This is a genomic window from Streptomyces sp. NPDC046925 (assembly GCF_040644915.1).
GTDB lineage: Bacteria > Actinomycetota > Actinomycetes > Streptomycetales > Streptomycetaceae > Streptomyces.
This window is the reverse complement of sequence record NZ_JBEYWZ010000012.1, coordinates 63,450-78,282: the sequence shown is the minus strand read 5'-3', so window position 1 is coordinate 78,282 and position 14,833 is coordinate 63,450. Positions and strand designations below refer to the sequence as shown.

14 protein-coding genes are annotated in these 14,833 nt (G+C 71.9%); 6 read left to right on the top strand and 8 right to left on the bottom strand.

All coding sequences use genetic code 11. The features are described from left to right. Positions 1-7 precede the first annotated feature (7 nt). Positions 8-1,729: an urease subunit alpha gene (locus tag ABZ906_RS35510; protein WP_361389929.1), complete on the bottom strand. Its 1,722-nt coding sequence runs from the start codon at positions 1,727-1,729 to the stop codon at positions 8-10. Next, complete coding sequence (gene ureA / locus ABZ906_RS35505) at positions 1,726-2,442, bottom strand: urease subunit gamma (protein ID WP_361389927.1); 717 nt, start codon at positions 2,440-2,442, stop codon at positions 1,726-1,728. The genes ABZ906_RS35510 and ureA overlap by 4 nt, the downstream gene beginning before the upstream one ends. A 162-nt stretch (positions 2,443-2,604) precedes the next feature. Between ureA and ABZ906_RS35500 the strand changes: the two genes are divergently transcribed. Continuing rightward, entirely contained in the window at positions 2,605-4,041 is a 1,437-nt protein-coding gene (locus tag ABZ906_RS35500; protein WP_361389925.1) for a cytosine permease, read from the top strand. Here the strand turns inward: ABZ906_RS35500 and ABZ906_RS35495 are convergent. The 3 genes from ABZ906_RS35495 to ABZ906_RS35485 form a co-directional block, all read right to left on the bottom strand. Next, positions 4,022-4,798, bottom strand: a complete 777-nt coding sequence (locus ABZ906_RS35495; protein WP_361389923.1) for a class I SAM-dependent methyltransferase — start codon at positions 4,796-4,798, stop codon at positions 4,022-4,024. The two genes, ABZ906_RS35500 and ABZ906_RS35495, sit on opposite strands and share 20 nt — an antisense overlap. Positions 4,799-4,876: 78 nt before the next feature. Continuing rightward, the gene (locus ABZ906_RS35490; protein ID WP_361194279.1) at positions 4,877-5,974 is read right to left on the bottom strand and encodes a branched-chain amino acid aminotransferase; all 1,098 of its coding nucleotides are present in this window, start codon (positions 5,972-5,974) and stop codon (positions 4,877-4,879) included. A gap of 244 nt (positions 5,975-6,218) precedes the next feature. Further along, positions 6,219-7,268, bottom strand: a complete 1,050-nt coding sequence (locus ABZ906_RS35485; protein ID WP_361194282.1) for a 3-isopropylmalate dehydrogenase — start codon at positions 7,266-7,268, stop codon at positions 6,219-6,221. Positions 7,269-7,418: 150 nt separating this feature from the next. Between ABZ906_RS35485 and ABZ906_RS35480 the strand changes: the two genes are divergently transcribed. Continuing rightward, a complete protein-coding gene (locus tag ABZ906_RS35480) occupies positions 7,419-9,020 on the top strand; it encodes a metallophosphoesterase family protein (RefSeq protein WP_361389921.1) in 1,602 nt (533 codons plus the stop codon). Between the two features lie 50 nt (positions 9,021-9,070). Here the strand turns inward: ABZ906_RS35480 and ABZ906_RS35475 are convergent, their stop codons facing one another. Both ABZ906_RS35475 and ABZ906_RS35470 read right to left on the bottom strand, forming a co-directional pair. Then, positions 9,071-9,199, bottom strand: a complete 129-nt coding sequence (locus tag ABZ906_RS35475) for a hypothetical protein (RefSeq protein ID WP_361194286.1) — start codon at positions 9,197-9,199, stop codon at positions 9,071-9,073. A gap of 189 nt (positions 9,200-9,388) precedes the next feature. After that, complete coding sequence (locus tag ABZ906_RS35470; protein ID WP_361389919.1) at positions 9,389-10,318, bottom strand: LysR family transcriptional regulator; 930 nt, start codon at positions 10,316-10,318, stop codon at positions 9,389-9,391. A 102-nt stretch (positions 10,319-10,420) separates the two neighbouring features. On the opposite strand from ABZ906_RS35470, the gene ABZ906_RS35465 reads away from it, so the two are divergent. Further along, positions 10,421-11,425, top strand: a complete 1,005-nt coding sequence (locus ABZ906_RS35465; RefSeq protein ID WP_361389917.1) for an NADP-dependent oxidoreductase — start codon at positions 10,421-10,423, stop codon at positions 11,423-11,425. Positions 11,426-11,432: 7 nt separating this feature from the next. Here the strand turns inward: ABZ906_RS35465 and ABZ906_RS35460 are convergent, their stop codons facing one another. Then, positions 11,433-11,960, bottom strand: a complete 528-nt coding sequence (locus tag ABZ906_RS35460) for a GNAT family N-acetyltransferase (RefSeq protein ID WP_361389915.1) — start codon at positions 11,958-11,960, stop codon at positions 11,433-11,435. A gap of 76 nt (positions 11,961-12,036) precedes the next feature. On the opposite strand from ABZ906_RS35460, the gene ABZ906_RS35455 reads away from it, so the two are divergent. The 3 genes from ABZ906_RS35455 to ABZ906_RS35445 are packed head-to-tail and all read left to right on the top strand — an operon-like array spanning position 12,037 to position 14,815. Then, a complete protein-coding gene (locus ABZ906_RS35455; protein WP_361389913.1) occupies positions 12,037-12,639 on the top strand; it encodes a CDP-alcohol phosphatidyltransferase family protein in 603 nt (200 codons plus the stop codon). Next, positions 12,636-13,499, top strand: a complete 864-nt coding sequence (locus ABZ906_RS35450; protein ID WP_361389911.1) for a phosphatidate cytidylyltransferase — start codon at positions 12,636-12,638, stop codon at positions 13,497-13,499. The genes ABZ906_RS35455 and ABZ906_RS35450 overlap by 4 nt, the downstream gene beginning before the upstream one ends. Then, positions 13,496-14,815, top strand: coding sequence for a lysophospholipid acyltransferase family protein (locus ABZ906_RS35445; protein ID WP_361389909.1), 1,320 nt, complete (start codon positions 13,496-13,498; stop codon positions 14,813-14,815). The genes ABZ906_RS35450 and ABZ906_RS35445 overlap by 4 nt, the downstream gene beginning before the upstream one ends. The last annotated feature ends 18 nt before the right edge of the window (positions 14,816-14,833 follow it).

Genomic DNA, 14,833 nt, shown 5'->3' with positions numbered 1-14,833 from the left:
TACACCCTTAAAGGAAGTAGAGGCGGTTGAGGGATACGGAGTCGGCGGGCTCGGAGCGGACCGGGTCGCCGTCGAGCGTGACGAGGCCGGAGCGCTGGTCGACGTCGATGGAGCCGGTGCGGGAGTTGAGGCGCAGATCGGCGGGCCCGATGCCGCGGGTGCCCCGCACGGCGACCCTGCGCCGCCGGGTCGGCATCGTGTCGTTGCCCTGGTCGACGGCGGCCTGCGCGACGAACGCCACCGAGATGTCGGCGGGCGTCGCGCCGTACGACCCGAACTGCGGTCCCAGGACGAGCGGTTCGCAGGTGTCGGTCGCGGCGTTCGGGTCGCCCACGACTCCGTAGGCGGGGAAGCCGGACTTCAGGACCAGCTGCGGTTTGGCGCCGAAGTACTCGGGCCGCCACAGCACGACGTCGGCCATCTTGCCGACCTCGATGGAGCCGACCTCGTGCGCCAGGCCGTGGGCGATGGCGGGGTTGATGGTCAGCTTGGCCATGTAGCGCAGGACGCGGGCGTTGTCGTCCCCGTCGCCGTCGCCGTCCATGGGGCCGAGCTCGGCCTTCATCTTCCCGGCCATGGCGAAGGTCCTGCGTACGGTCTCGCCCGCGCGTCCCATGCCCTGCGCGTCGGACGAGGTGATGCCGATGGCGCCCAGGTCGTGCAGCACGTCCTCGGCGCCCATCGTCCCGGCGCGGATACGGTCGCGGGCCATCGCCGCGTCGCCCGGCAGGTCCGTCTTCAGGTCGTGGACGGAGACGATCATGCCGTAGTGCTCGGCGACGGCGTCGCGCCCGAAGGGCAGCGTGGGGTTGGTGGAGGAGCCGATGACGTTCGGCACGCCCGCCATCTTCAGGACGTTCGGTACGTGACCACCGCCGCAGCCCTCGATGTGGAAGGCGTGAATGGTCCGCCCCTCCAGAACCTTCAGCGTGTCCTCGACCGACAGGCACTCGTTCAACCCGTCGCTGTGCAGGGCGACTTGGACGTCGTGCTCCTCGGCGACCCGCAGCGCGGTGTCCAGGGCGCGCGTGTGGGCGCCCATGTCCTCGTGCACCTTGAAGCCCGATGCCCCGCCCTCGGCGAGCGCCTCGATCAGCGGCGCGTCGTGCGAGGACGAACCCCGGCCCAGGAAGCCGATGTTGACCGGCCAGGCATCGAAGGCGCTGAACGCGTGGCGCAGCGCCCACGGGGAGTTGACGCCGACGCCCCAGACGGGTCCGAACTCCTGGCCGATGATCGTGGTGACGCCGGAGGCGAGCGAGGCCTCCATGATGCGCGGCGAGAGCAGATGGACGTGCGTGTCCACGGCTCCGGCGGTGGCGATCAGGCCCTCGCCCGACACGATGGACGTGCCGGTGCCGACCACGACGTCGACGCCGTCGAGGGTGTCCGGGTTGCCGGCCCGCCCTATGGCGTGGATACGGCCTTCCCGGATGCCGATCGACACTTTGCGGATGCCCTGCACGGCGTCGATCACCAGGACGTTGCTGATCACGACGTCACAGGTCTCGCGGACGGCGGCGGCCTTCAGGTGCAGGCCGTCGCGGGCCGTCTTGCCGAATCCGGCGAGGAATTCCTCGCCGTGCTTCTGCGCGTCGGACTCCACCCGGACGGTCAGGCCCGAGTCGCCGAGCCGGACGCGGTCGCCCGCGCGGGGGCCGTGGGTGGCGGCGTACTCGTACGGGGTGAGGCGGCGCGGTTCGGCGGGGTGGCCTCCGGGGCGGCTCATCGCTCGACCTCCTGGTCGGTGGATTCCGGTACGCCGAGGTAGCCGCAGGCGGCGGCGCGGCGAAGGGCCTCTTCGCGGGCGCCCGGCGCGTCCAGCGGGCCGTCGACAAGTCCGGCGAAGCCGATCGCGATCCGCTCGCCGCCGATCGGAAGGAGCCCGACCTCGACGCTCTCGCCGGGCCCGAAGCGGACCGAAGACCCGGCAGGCACCGCGAGGCGCATGCCGTAGGCGGCACCGCGGTCGAAGTCGAGCCGGGGGTTGGCCTCGAAGAGGTGGAAGTGCGAGGTCACGGAGACGGGCACGGTCGCCGTGTTGTGCACGGCGATCGTCGCGACGGGCGCGGGCTCCGGGTGCTCGGGGCCGGGCAGCAGCGCCCCCGGAGCCTTGCTGCCAAGGCCCGCTCCCTCCCCCGCGCCGATCGGCTGCGAGACGACCGCGAGCCGGGACCCGTCGTCGAAGACGGCCTCCACATGCACCTCGGTCACGACGTCGGCGACACCCGGCAGCACGTCGTCGGGGCCGAGGACCGAGCGCGCCCGCTCGATCGCCTCGGCGAGCCGGGCGCCGTCGCGGGCCGCCTCGCACACCGTGTCCGCGATCAGCGCGGTCGCCTCGGGGACGTTGAGTCTGAGGCCGCGCGCCTTGCGGGCCCTGGCCAGCTCGGCGGCCCCGAAGAGCAGCAGCCGGTCGCGTTCCGTGGGGGTAAGCCGCACGCCACCACACCTCCATCGTTTGAACAACACTCTAACCACGAGATTGCCACGACGAAAAGATTGACGTGCGAGCTTGACTCAGGTCACATTGAGCGGCACTCAAACAGTCGAACGGCGACCTGTGTGCGCAGGTCGCCACGATCGAGCGTCAGGGGCACCCTCATGCCGATAGAACAGCGCGGAGTCGACACCATCCCGGACGGGGAACGCACCAGCGGCCCCCGCGATCTCATCTCGATCCTGCTCGGCTCCAACCTCTGCCTCGGGGTGATCGTCTTCGGCTGGCTGCCGGTGTCGTTCGGCCTGGGCTGGTGGGCGTCGGTCACGTCCGTGGTGGCGGGCACGGTGATCGGCACGGCTCTCACGGCTCCGCTCGCCCTGGTCTCGCTCCGTACGGGCACGAACCTCTCGACCTCGTCCGGGGCCCAGTTCGGCGTGCGGGGCCGCCTGGTCGGCTCGATTGTCGGCCTGCTGCTTTCCCTCGGCTACACCGCGCTGACCATCTGGATCGGCGGCGACGTGATGGTGGGCGTCCTGCACCGCCTGACGGGACTTCCGACGGGCGGCCTCTCGTACGGGATCGTGTACGCGCTGCTCGCCGCCGCCACGGTGACGGGCGCGGTGTACGGCTACCGGGTGCTGCTGCGTCTGTCGCGCGTGCTGGCGGTCGGCATGACGGCGCTGCTCGTCCTCGGCGTGGTGGCGTACGCCCCCGACTTCACGACGTCGGCGCTCCCCGGGGCGGGCGGCTACCTCCTCGGCTCGTTCTGGCCGACGTGGCTCCTGGCCCTGGTGGCGGCGGGCCTGAGCGGCCCGATCGCGTTCATCACGCTCCTGGGCGACTACACCCGCTACATCTCCCCCGCGCGCCACAGCTCGCGCACGGTCCTTCGGGCGTCGTGGGCCGGCCTGCTCGCCGGGCTCCTGGTCCCCCAGCTCTTCGGTACGTTCACGGCGTACGCGGCGGGGGCGGCGCTCGACTACGCGGGGCCGCTGGTCTCCGCGTCGCCCGGCTGGTACCTGGTCCCGCTGCTCCTGGCCGCGTCCGCGGGGTCGGTCGGCAACGCGGGCCTGATGCTGTACTCGATGGGCCTCGACCTGGACGCGATCCTGCCGCGCGCCTCGCGGGCCCGGGCGACGTACACGGTGGCGGTGGTGGCCACGGGGTGCGTGTTCGCGGGGCACTACGCGTGGGAGGCGCAGGGCGCGATGACGTCCTTCGTGCTGCTCCTCACGGCGATCGGCACGCCCTGGGCGGTGATCACCCTGGTCGGGTTCGCGCGCTGCGGGGGCTCCTACGACGCGGAGGCGCTCCAGGTCTTCAACCGGCGCTCCAGGGGCGGGGTCTACTGGTACCGCGCGGGCTGGAACATCCCGGCGACGGCGAGCTGGGCCCTGGGTGCGACGGTGGGCCTCGCGGCGGTCTCGCTCCCCTCCTACGAGGGTCCGCTGCTCTCCCTCACCGGCGGGGTGGACTGCAGCTTCCTGCTGTCGGGGGTGGTGGGCGGCCTGGCGTACGTGATCCTGGAGCGCGGCCCGGTACGGGCGCCCGCGCCGGAGGGCTCCGACGGAACGGCGGTCAGCGCGCCGGCGCCGTGATCAGCGCGTGCAGGTAGCGCTTGGTGATGACTCCGCCGTACGTGCCGTCGATCAACTGCCTGACGCAGCCGAGCAGTCCGGCCCGCGTTGCCCCGTCGAGGGCACGGTGGCCCGAGTAGGTGCGCAGGACGTCGATGTACTGATCGGCGGTATAGGTGATGTCGCGCGCGAAGCGCCGCACGGTGACCGGGCCGAGCCCGTCCGCACGGTCGAACTCGGCCGTATCGGCCCGGACATCGTCCTGCGGGGTCAGCCGCAGGCCCGGCTCGGTGGCGTCGGGGTCCCACCGCTCGTAACACCCCTGCGCCTCGACCCAGAAGTCCTCGCTCCCCCCGGCGACATGATCGGTGGTGACGACCGCGAGAGTCCCGCCGGCCCGCAAGGCCTGCCGCATCCTGGGCAGGCGCACGGCGGGGTCGAGCCAGTGGAAGGCGGTGGCGCAGACGATCAGGTCGTACGGCTCCCCGGGCAGCGGCCAGGTCTCGAACTCCCCCACCTCCACCCGGGCCCGCGGATACGGGGCGAGATTGCGCCGGGCCACGGCGGCGAGGGCGGGCCCCAGCTCCACGGCGGTGAGGCTGCTGCCGGTGCGCGCCAGCGGCACGGTCAGCTGGCCGGTACCGGGCGCCACCTCCAGCACGCGGCTGCCGGGCCCCAGGCCTGCCTGCCGGACCAGCGCGTCGACCAGCCCGGAGGGGTAGCGGGGCCGGGCCCGGTCGTACAACTCGGCATCCCCGTCGAAGATCCCTCGCAGCATCTCCCCACTGTCGCAGAAGGCCGGCCCCGGAAGGTTCACTTCCAGGACCGGCCGTCATCCGCGTATCCGCGTAAGCCCTCAGCCGAGGTCATGCATCCAGCCGTGCCGGTCCTCCGCAGTCCCCCGCTGGACGTCGAGCAGCGCCTCGCGCAGCTTCATCGTGACCGGGCCCGGCTCGCCGCCGCTCTGGGTCCACTCGCCCGAGCGGCACTTGACCGTGCCCACCGGGGTGATCACCGCGGCCGTGCCGCAGGCGAAGACCTCCGTCAGGGTGCCCTCGGCGGTGTCCGCCTGCCACTGGTCGATCGAGACGCGCGACTCCTCCGAGGAGTAGCCCAGGTCACGGGCGACCGTGAGCAGCGAGTCACGGGTGATTCCGGCGAGGAGCGAGCCCGTCAGGGTCGGGGTGACGATCTTGTCCCCGTACACGAAGTACAGGTTCATGCCGCCGAGCTCCTCGACCCACTTGTGCTCCACGGCGTCCAGGTACGCGACCTGGTCGCAGCCCTTCTCCGCCGCCTCGGCCTGCGCGAGCAGGGACGCCGCGTAGTTGCCGCCGGTCTTGGCGTCACCCACACCGCCCGGCACCGCACGCACGCGGTCCTCCGAGAGCCAGATCGAGACGGGCTTGACGCCACCGGGGAAGTACGCGCCCGCGGGCGACGCGATCACGATGAAGAGGTACTCGTTGGCCGGCTTCACGCCGAGCCCGACCTCACTCGCGATCATGAACGGACGCAGGTACAGCGACTCCTCGCCACCGTGCGCCGGAACCCACGCCTTGTCCGCCTTCACCAGCGCGTCGCACGCCTCGATGAACGTCTCGACCGGCAGCTCCGGCATGGCGAGGCGCCGCGCCGACCGCTGGAAGCGCTCCGCGTTGGCCTCGGGGCGGAAGGAGGCCACGGAGCCGTCGGGGCGGCGGTAGGCCTTCAGGCCCTCGAAGATCTCCTGCGCGTAGTGCAGGACGTTGGTCGCCGGATCGAGGGAGAGCGGGCCGTACGGCGTGAGCTGGCCGTCGTGCCAGCCGCGGCCCTCCGTCCACTTGATCGTCACCATGTGATCGGTGAAGTGGCGACCGAACCCGGGGTTGGCCAGGATCGCCTCGCGCTCCGCCTTCGACAGCGGGGACGAGGTGGGCTTGAGCTCGATCGTGGGTGTCGGCGTCGTCGTCATGAGTACTAGTCCTTCACGGTGTGATGGTGACGGACCGCGCTCACGCCCGTACTTCTCGTACTAGGACGTCCGAGTAACCCTGCATTCCGCGGCCCCACGTTCGATTATCGCTCGCGTGGCGCCGAGGAAGAAACAGCGTGAATGCGGCCCGGGGGTCGATGGTGGCACCCGCAGCCGCATACGAGAAGCCGCCGGGTGGTCGACCGACCCGGCGGCTTCTGTGTCAAAAGGGTGAGCCGCCGGGTCAGCCGGCTACTCGCACGGCGAGCGCGTCGCCGATCTGCTCGGTGGTACGGACGGTGTCACCGCGCTCCGCGAGGTCCGCGGAGACCGCGGCCTCGATGCGCGCCGCCTCGTCCTCGTGGCCGAGGTGGCGCAGGAGCAGGGCGACGGACAGGACGGTGGCGGACGGGTCGGCCTTGCCCTGACCCGCGATGTCCGGCGCCGAGCCGTGCACGGGCTCGAACATCGAGGGGAACTCGCGGCTCGGGTTGATGTTTCCGGACGCCGCGACGCCGATGCCGCCGGAGACGGCAGCGGCGAGGTCGGTGATGATGTCGCCGAAGAGGTTGTCGGTGACGATCACGTCGAATCGCGCGGGGTCGGTGACGAGATAGATCGTCGCCGCGTCCACGTGGATGTAGTCGGTGGTGACGTCGGGGAACTCCTTCGCCACCTTGTTGAAGACGTTCGTCCAGAGGTGCCCGGCGTAGGCCAGGACGTTGTTCTTGTGGACGAGGGTCAGCTTCTTGCGCGGGCGGGCCTGCGCACGGGCGAAGGCGTCACGGACCACGCGCTCCACACCGAAGGCGGTGTTGACGGAGACCTCGGTGGCCACCTCGTGCGGGGTACCGGTGCGGATGGAGCCGCCGTTGCCCGTGTACGGACCTTCGGTTCCTTCGCGCACGACGATGAAGTCGATCTCGGGCTGGCCCGCGAGCGGCGTGGCCACACCCGGCAGCAGCTTCGAGGGCCGCAGGTTGACGTGGTGGTCGAAGAGGAAGCGGAGCTTCAGCAGGAAGCCGCGCTCCAGGACGCCGGACGGGACCGAGGGGTCGCCGATCGCGCCGAGCAGGATCGCGTCGTACTGCTTCAGGGCCTCGGCGTCCGCGTCGGTGAGGGTCTCACCGGTCGCGTGGTAGCGCTTGGCGCCGAAGTCGAACTCCTTGGTCTCCAGCTTCACATCCTGCGGGAGGACGGCATTGAGGACCTTGAGCCCCTGGGCCACGACCTCTTGGCCGATGCCGTCTCCGGGGATGACTGCGAGATTGAGGATGCGAGAGCTTGCCGACATACGGGCAGCCTACGCTTCGTCCCACGGGATGACACACCGAGTCCGGCATGCGGACACCCCTGGTCACGCCACGGGCGGGTCATCACATGGCCACCCTCTCTTTACCCGCAGGCCCGGCGGTAGTTGTCGGTCACGGGGAAGTTCCCTTCCATGGACACTCCCGATGTCGGCATCCCGGAGCGGCTCGCGTCGAAGATGAGCATGCCGGAACAGCACGAGTACCTCCGCGGGAAGCTCTCGCGCCGCAGAGTCCTGGCCGGTTCGTTCGCCACCGCGGGCACGGTCGGCGGCATCGGCCTGCTCGCCGGCAGTGCGGCCGGCGCCGGCGGCGAAGGCGCGTCGCCCCGGGGCCCGTTCGCCGCCCCTTTCGCCGCCCCGTCCGCGCCCGTGAAGGTCGACGGCAAGATGGTGGCGCCCTTCGCCCGGCATCTCGCGTTCGGTGCCGACCCGAAGACGCAGATGCGGGTCTCCTGGCAGGTGCCGTTCGCGGTCAGGGCCCCGTATCTGCGGGTGGGCCTGAAGCCCTGGGAGCTGAGCCGGAAGATCGAGGCGGAGGTGCGCGACCTGCACACCCCGTCCCTGTCGAAGAAGCTGCCCGCGGTCGAGCAGTACTACCTGCACGCGGCGCTCGACGGACTGCGGCCGGACACGACGTACTACTACGGCGTCGGGCACGACGGCTTCGACCCGGCCTCGCCCGAGCGCATGGCGACGATCGGCACCTTCCGCACGGCCCCCGCGCAGGCGGAGAGGTTCGTCTTCACGGCCTTCGGCGACCAGGGCGTCAGCTATCACGCGCTCGCCAACGACCAGTTGATCCTGGGCCAGAACCCGTCGTTCCATCTGCACGCGGGCGACATCTGCTACGCGGACAGCACCGGGCACGGCAAGGATTCCGACACGTACGACGCGCGCGTGTGGGACACCTTCCTCGCGCAGACGGAGTCCGTGGCGAAGTCGGTCCCGTGGATGGTGACGACCGGCAACCACGACATGGAGGCGTGGTACTCGCCGAACGGCTACGGCGGTCAGTCCGCCCGCTGGTCACTCCCGGAGAACGGTTTCGACCCGAAGAACGCGCCGGGCGTCTACTCCTTCACGTACGGCAATGTCGGCGTCGTCGCGCTCGACGCGAACGACGTCTCGTACGAGATCCCCGCCAACAAGGGCTACACGGACGGCAAGCAGACCGCCTGGCTGGACAAGCGCCTGGGCGAGTTGCGCGCGGACGAGGCCGTCGACTTCGTCGTGGTCTTCTTCCACCACTGCATGTACTCGACGGCGCGGCACGCGTCGGACGGCGGGGTGCGCGACGCGTGGCTCGACCTGTTCACGAAGCACCAGGTGGATCTGGTGGTGAACGGCCACAACCACGTCTACGAACGCACCGACGCGATCAAGGGCGGAGAGGTCGGCAAGCCCGTGCCGGTCGGCGCGTCGACCGATCCGACGCGCGACGGCATCGTGTACGTCACCGCGGGCGGCGCGGGCAAGGACCTCTACGACTTTCCGGCGGGCGTGCGGGACAGCTACGAGGGCCATGTCAACGACCGGGATTCGATCCCGTCGTTCCACTGGACCAAGGCGGGCCGGCACGATCCGGACACCGTCGAGTGGTCACGGGTGCGGTACACCGGCTTCTCGTTCCTCGCGGTGGAGGTGACGGCCGGCGCCCGCCCGACCTTGTCGGTTTCCGCGCTCGCCGAGAGCGGTGAGCGCGTGGACCACTTCGAGGTGGTGCGCGGGAAGTAGCGGTTTACGCAGGTGAGCGCAGGTGAGGGGACGTCAGGGGCGTGGGCGGGTCAGTGACCCGTCTCGCCGCCGTTGTCCCTGCGGTCCAGCGCTCGCTGGAGGGCCGCGGCGGCCTTCCTGCGCTCGGAATCACTGGTACGGGAGGCGTGGCGGACTCGGCGTGCGGTCGTCTCGGCCATGGGGGATCCACTCCTTGAGGGAAGGGGGTATTTCGAGACGCCGGTAGGGCGGCGAGCGGGGGGCCGCAGGGGTTGCCTGCACGGGGCTCCGGCTCACGACCGCCATTCGCTTGGTCGAGCGAGACGTTCGGCTCCTACAAAGCTAAGCGAGGACGGAGCGTCTGTCTCCACAATTACTCGGACTTCCTACTATCTGAGACGGCCTTTGCTCCCGACCCCCCCTCCGGCCGCTCTGAGCTCGCGGATCAGAGCCCGTACGGCGACCGAAGAGGCCAGCTCAGGGGTGGTGACATAGCCCACCGAGCGCACCGGGCGCTCCGGACCGAGATCAGCGATCCCGATTCCGTCCGGTGCTCCGTTCAGCGAGAGCTCGGGCATGATCGCCATGCCGAGACCCCTGCTCACCATCGAGAGCACCGCTCCGTCGTCCTCGGTGAGGACGGTCGCCTTCGGGATCCAGTCCTGCCCCGCCCACCACTCCCGGGTGTAGGAGCCGCAGTTCTCGTGCCAGTCCACCAGCGGCAGGGAGCGCGGATCGGGATGCCCGGCCGGGTGCACGAGCGAGTAGGGCTCCTCGATCAGTACGTCGCCGATGAGCCCGGCGGGCACCGGCGACGTCGCCCCGATCGTCGCGATGCCCACGTCCGCACGCCCCTCGGCGACCTCCCCGGCGGTGCCCGCACCCAGCTCGCGGACGACGCGCACCTCGGGCTCGATGCCGGGATGGCGGGCGGTGAGCCGCTCCAGGACGGGCGGCAGCAGATACAGGGCCACGCTGCGGAACGCGGCGATGCGCAGCACTCCCGCGACCGCCCCCCGCTCGGCGCCGCGGGCCTCGGCGGCCAGGGTGTCCAGGAGCCGCAGGACGCGCCGGGCGTGGGCGGCGGCGGACGCACCAGCCGGGGTCGGCGTCGCGCCCTTGCGGCCCCGCTCGAAGAGCACCGCTCCGATTTTGCGCTCCGTCCCGCGTATGGAGTGCGAGACCGCGGACTGCGTGAGCCCCAGCGCCTTGGCGGCCGCCGAGAACCCGCGCTCGCGGTCGACGGCGACGAGGATGCGGAGCTCGTGGGGCGCGAGGTCGGTGGCAACCCCGGCTGTCGTGCCGGATGCAGCGGTCATCAGGGGGTCCCACCTGCTTCTATGAGGGCTCTTCATGGTCCGGCCCGTTCCATGAGCGCAACCCTCTCCCCGGCCCCCGCATTCCTCCGTACGGTCACCGCCATGACCGAGACCGCGCTCACCGTGCACCAGACCGCCCGCCCCCACGGCTTCCCCACCCCCGACCACTTCGCCTTCGTCGAGTCCCCGCTGCCCGAACCCGCCCCCGGCACCGCCCTGGTGGAGAACCTGTACTGGTCGGTGGATCCCTACCACCGCGAAATGATGGACGGCGACTTCGCGCTGAACGCCCCCTTGGAGGGCCGCACTCTCGGCCGTGTCATCGCGTCCCGCGACCCCGCGCTCCGCGAGGGCGAGATCGTCTTCCACCGGCAGGGCTGGCGCACCCACACCGTCGTCACCCCCGACGAGGCACGCGCCGTCCCCCGCTTCGACGGCGTACCCCTCTCCGCGCACCTGAGCATCCTCGGCGGCACGGGCCTGACCGCCTACGTCGGCCTCACCCGCATCGCCGAACTCCGCGAGGGACAGGACCTGTTCGTCTCGGCCGCGGCCGGCGGCGTGGGCACGGCCACCGGGCGCCTTGCCCGGCTCATGGGCGCGGGGCGGCTCGTCGGCAGCGCGGGCACGGCGGCGAAGGCGGCGTACCTGACAGAGCACGTCGGCTACGACGAGGTGTTCGACTACCACACGGGCCCCGCGGCCGACCTGCTCGCGAAGGCGGCGCCCGAGGGGATCGACCTCTACATGGACAATGTCGGCGGCGAACACCTCGAAGCCGCGATCTCCTCGCTGCGCGATCACGGGCGGATCGTGCGCATCGGCACGATCGCGCAGTACAACAGCACCGGCACGCCGTACGCCCTGCGCAACCTCCCCGACATCGTCGAGAAGAGCCTGCGCATGGAGGGCTTCCTCGTGCGCGACTACTACGAGGTGCAGGAGGAGTTGAACGCGTTCGTGGTGCCACACTTGCAGAGCGGGCGCATTGGGCTCGACGAGACCGTGGTCGAGGGCTTCGGCAGCATCGTGGACGCGTTCCTGGGGATGCTGCGGGGCGAGAACCTCGGCAAGATCATCGTGCGGGCGGCGGGAGCCGAGGGCTGAGCCCCGGCTAGTAGACGTCCCCGTCGCGCCAGTCGATGAGGAGTTCGTGCACGGGGTCGAGGTCGGCGCCCCACAGGAGCGGGGGCTCTTCGTCGGGCATGTGGACCACGCCCTCCGGGCCGACGGTGCCGACCGCGCCCTTCCACTCCTGCCAGCCGCGCCCGAGGTAGAGCCGCTGCCCCTCGTCCGACGCCGAGAGCGCGCCGAGGACGTACGCCCGGTCGATCACCCGCTCGAGCGCGCCCATCACCTGCCCGCCCAGCCCCTGCCGCTGCCGGTCGGGGCGGACGGCGACCGCCTCTACGTAACCGATGCGCAGCGAACGGCCGTCGTGCAGGAGCCGGCGCTGGACCACCGACCCGTGTGCGAGGAGGAGGCCGGAGTCGTCGTGCACGAGCGCGTGCATCCCGCCGAGGCCGTGGTCCCAGTCCTGGTCGCTGAAGTCGCCGTCGAACGCCTCGTCCATCAGGGCGCGGGCCGCGCGGAGTTCGGCGGGGTCCAGATCGCAGGTATGGGCCGTACGCAACGTGGTCACCCAACCACCGTACTCAGGCCATATCTGAGTACGCACCCCGATTTGCCCGTGCCCGGACGGCGGCAGAGTCGGTGCCATGAACGGCCTCTACGCTCTCAAGCCCTGGTACGCGGACCGGTTGTCCGGCGTACGCGGCGCGCTCGCCCGCCGCGAGGTGTCGCCCGACACCCTCACCGCGGCGGGTGTGCTCTGCGCCGCGGGCGCGGCGGCGGCGCTCGCCTGGTTGCCGGCGCCGATCTCGGCGCTCCCCGTGGCCGTACTGCTGGCCGCCCGGCTCGCCTTCGCGAACCTCGACGGGGCGCTCGCCCGTGACACGGGCCGCATCACCCGTCGCGGGGCGCTCCTGAACGAACTGGGCGACCGGGCGGCCGACCTGGCCGTGCTCGCCGGTTTCCTCGCCCTGGCCCCGCTGTGGCTGGTGGCAACGGCGGGCCTCGCGGCGACGCTGCCCTCGTGGGTGTCGCTCGCGGGTGCGGCGGCGGGCGCGCCCCGCCTGAACGGGGGCCCGGTCGGCAAGACGGAGCGCTGCGCCCTGGTGGTCCTCGCGGCGGCTTCCGGGTGGGTCGTGCCGGTGCTCGCGGTGATCGCCGCGGGGTCGGTGCTTACGGCCGGGCTGCGATGCGCGCGCCTGTGGCGGCAGTTGGGCACTTCCGCACCGGCTGCCGGTGACGTCCGATGAGCGCCGGGTTCATCGCGGGGGAGGTCGCGGGGCGGGCCCTGCCCGTGGTCGCCGGAGTGCTCGGCGCCGGTGGAGTGGCCGTCGCCGCGCTGCCCTCACGGGTGCGGATGCGGGCCGAGTTGCGCAAGCGGTGGCGCACCTGGGCGCTGGCCGCGCCGCTCTTCCTCGGGGCGTTCTTCCTGGGCCGGGCGGGGGCGTTCGCGCTCGCCGCCGGGCTCGGAGTGATCGCCGTGGGCGAGTACGCGCGGATGGCGGGGCTGCCGCGGGGCGAGCGGGCGGGGCTCGGGGTGGCCGCCGTGGCGGTGCCGGGGGTCGCCTGGGCCGCGCCCGATGCCCTGGATCTGCGGACGGCGGGCGGGCTGCTCGTCGCCGCCGCCGGTGTGGCCCTCTTCTCGGGGGACGCCGCGCAGGGCTTCACGCGGGCGAGTCGGACGGTCTTCGGGCTGCTCTGGATCCCGGTCTCCCTCAGCGGCCTCGTCCTGCTCGGCGACACGGCCGTGGCGGTGGGTGTCGCGGTGGCGTTCGGGGACGTGGGCGCGTGGTGCGGCGGCACGGCCCTCGGCCGCCGGGGACTCCTGTCCCGGCCGCTCTCGCCCCTCTCCCCCAACAAGACCTGGGCGGGCGTCGCGGGCGCCGCCGCCGCGACCGCCGGGGCGCTTGCCGCGGTCGGCGCGTTCTCCCTGACGCTGTGGGCCGCGGTGCTCGTCGGCTGCGTGCTCGGGGATCTTCTGGAGTCGATGGTCAAGCGCGAGGCGGGCGTGAAGGACGCGGGCAGCTGGCTGCCGGGGTTCGGCGGCCTGCTCGACCGGATCGATTCGCTGCTGGTGGCGCTGTTGCTGACGATGGTGGTGACGCTGTGAGGCTTCGTACGAACTATCCGGCCCGTACGACGGATGCGGACCGTACGACTGACACGGACCGTACGACGGATGCAGCCTGTCCGGCGTTTGAGGACGAGCTCGGCGCAGCCGGTGACCGACGGCGCCCGAAGCGGGACGCGGCCGGTGACAAGCGGCGGTCAAAGCCGGGCGCGGCCCTGCGCCGTGCCCTGTGGTGGACCCTGCTCACCCTCACCGGAGGTGTCGAGCGCCGCGGGCGGCTCCCGCGCGGCGGCTGCGTGGTCGTGGCGAACCACTCGTCGCACGCGGACACCGCGGCCCTGCTCGCCGCCCTTGACGCCCGCCACGCGCCCGCGATCGGCGCCGCCGCCGACTACTGGTTCGCATCGCCCTGGCGCAGGCGGATCTGCAGCCGCCTGGCCGCCGGCTTCCCCGTGCGCCGTACGGGAGGCGGCATGGACGACCTGCTGTCCAGGGCGGACGACCTGCGCGCGGGCGGAGCCGTCGTCCTCTTCCCCGAGGGCACCCGCGCCCGGGCGGGCGAACTGGGCGCCTTCCACAAGGGCGCGCTCGTCCTGGCCCGGCAGGCCGGCGTGCCCGTCGTCCCGGTCTCCATCGACGGCACCGCCCGCCTCCTGCCCAAGCACGGCAAGCTCCGCCCCACCCTGGTCAGGGTCCGTATCGGAGCCCCGCTGCCCCCGGACACCGCTCCCGAGGCGGCGCGTGACGCGGTGGCCGAGCTGCATCGCCGTACGGCCCGTGAGCCGCTCAGGGACTCCGTCACGCGCAAGCGGATCGCGGCTGTCGTCGGCTCCCGCTGGGGCCTCGCCGCGGCCTTCGCCTGGGCCTTCGCGGAGGCGCTGAGCTGGCCCCTGATGCCGGAGCTGTTCCTGGCGATCGCGTGCGTGGCGGTGCCGCGCCGGGCCCTGAAGCTGTCCGTGACGGCACTCGCTGGCAGCCTCGCGGGCAGTCTGCTGGCGCTCCAACTGACGTCTTCGGGCGTCCAGTTGCCGCATCCGCTGACCACGGACCGGATGCGCGCGGAAGTACGCGCCGAGCTCGCCGTCGAAGGCGCGGCGGCCGTCCGCCACCAGCCGTGGAACGGCATCCCCTTCAAGGTGTACGCACGCGAGGCGGGCCGCGCCGACATCGCGCCGCAGGAATGGCTCACGCAGTCGGCGCTCTCCCGCGGCTCCCGCACTCTCACGGTGGGCCTCGCCTTCGGCGCCTTCGGCTTCCTCGTGCACCGGCTGCGACGGTTCTATGTCCTGTATCTGGCCCTGCTCGGCGGCGGATTCACGATCGGGCTCTCTTTGATCGTGACGGGATGGAGCTGACCGGGGCACACTCGTCGG

Coding starts and splice junctions, on each gene's coding strand:
- ABZ906_RS35510 (WP_361389929.1), bottom strand. CDS start 1,729: ATGAGCCGCCCCGGAGGCCACCCCGCCGAACCGCGCCGCCTCACCCCG.
- ABZ906_RS35500 (WP_361389925.1), top strand. CDS start 2,605: ATGCCGATAGAACAGCGCGGAGTCGACACCATCCCGGACGGGGAACGC.
- ABZ906_RS35495 (WP_361389923.1), bottom strand. CDS start 4,798: ATGCTGCGAGGGATCTTCGACGGGGATGCCGAGTTGTACGACCGGGCC.
- ABZ906_RS35490 (WP_361194279.1), bottom strand. CDS start 5,974: ATGACGACGACGCCGACACCCACGATCGAGCTCAAGCCCACCTCGTCC.
- ABZ906_RS35485 (WP_361194282.1), bottom strand. CDS start 7,268: ATGTCGGCAAGCTCTCGCATCCTCAATCTCGCAGTCATCCCCGGAGAC.
- ABZ906_RS35480 (WP_361389921.1), top strand. CDS start 7,419: ATGGACACTCCCGATGTCGGCATCCCGGAGCGGCTCGCGTCGAAGATG.
- ABZ906_RS35475 (WP_361194286.1), bottom strand. CDS start 9,199: ATGGCCGAGACGACCGCACGCCGAGTCCGCCACGCCTCCCGTACCAGT.
- ABZ906_RS35470 (WP_361389919.1), bottom strand. CDS start 10,318: ATGACCGCTGCATCCGGCACGACAGCCGGGGTTGCCACCGACCTCGCG.
- ABZ906_RS35465 (WP_361389917.1), top strand. CDS start 10,421: ATGACCGAGACCGCGCTCACCGTGCACCAGACCGCCCGCCCCCACGGC.
- ABZ906_RS35455 (WP_361389913.1), top strand. CDS start 12,037: ATGAACGGCCTCTACGCTCTCAAGCCCTGGTACGCGGACCGGTTGTCC.
- ABZ906_RS35450 (WP_361389911.1), top strand. CDS start 12,636: ATGAGCGCCGGGTTCATCGCGGGGGAGGTCGCGGGGCGGGCCCTGCCC.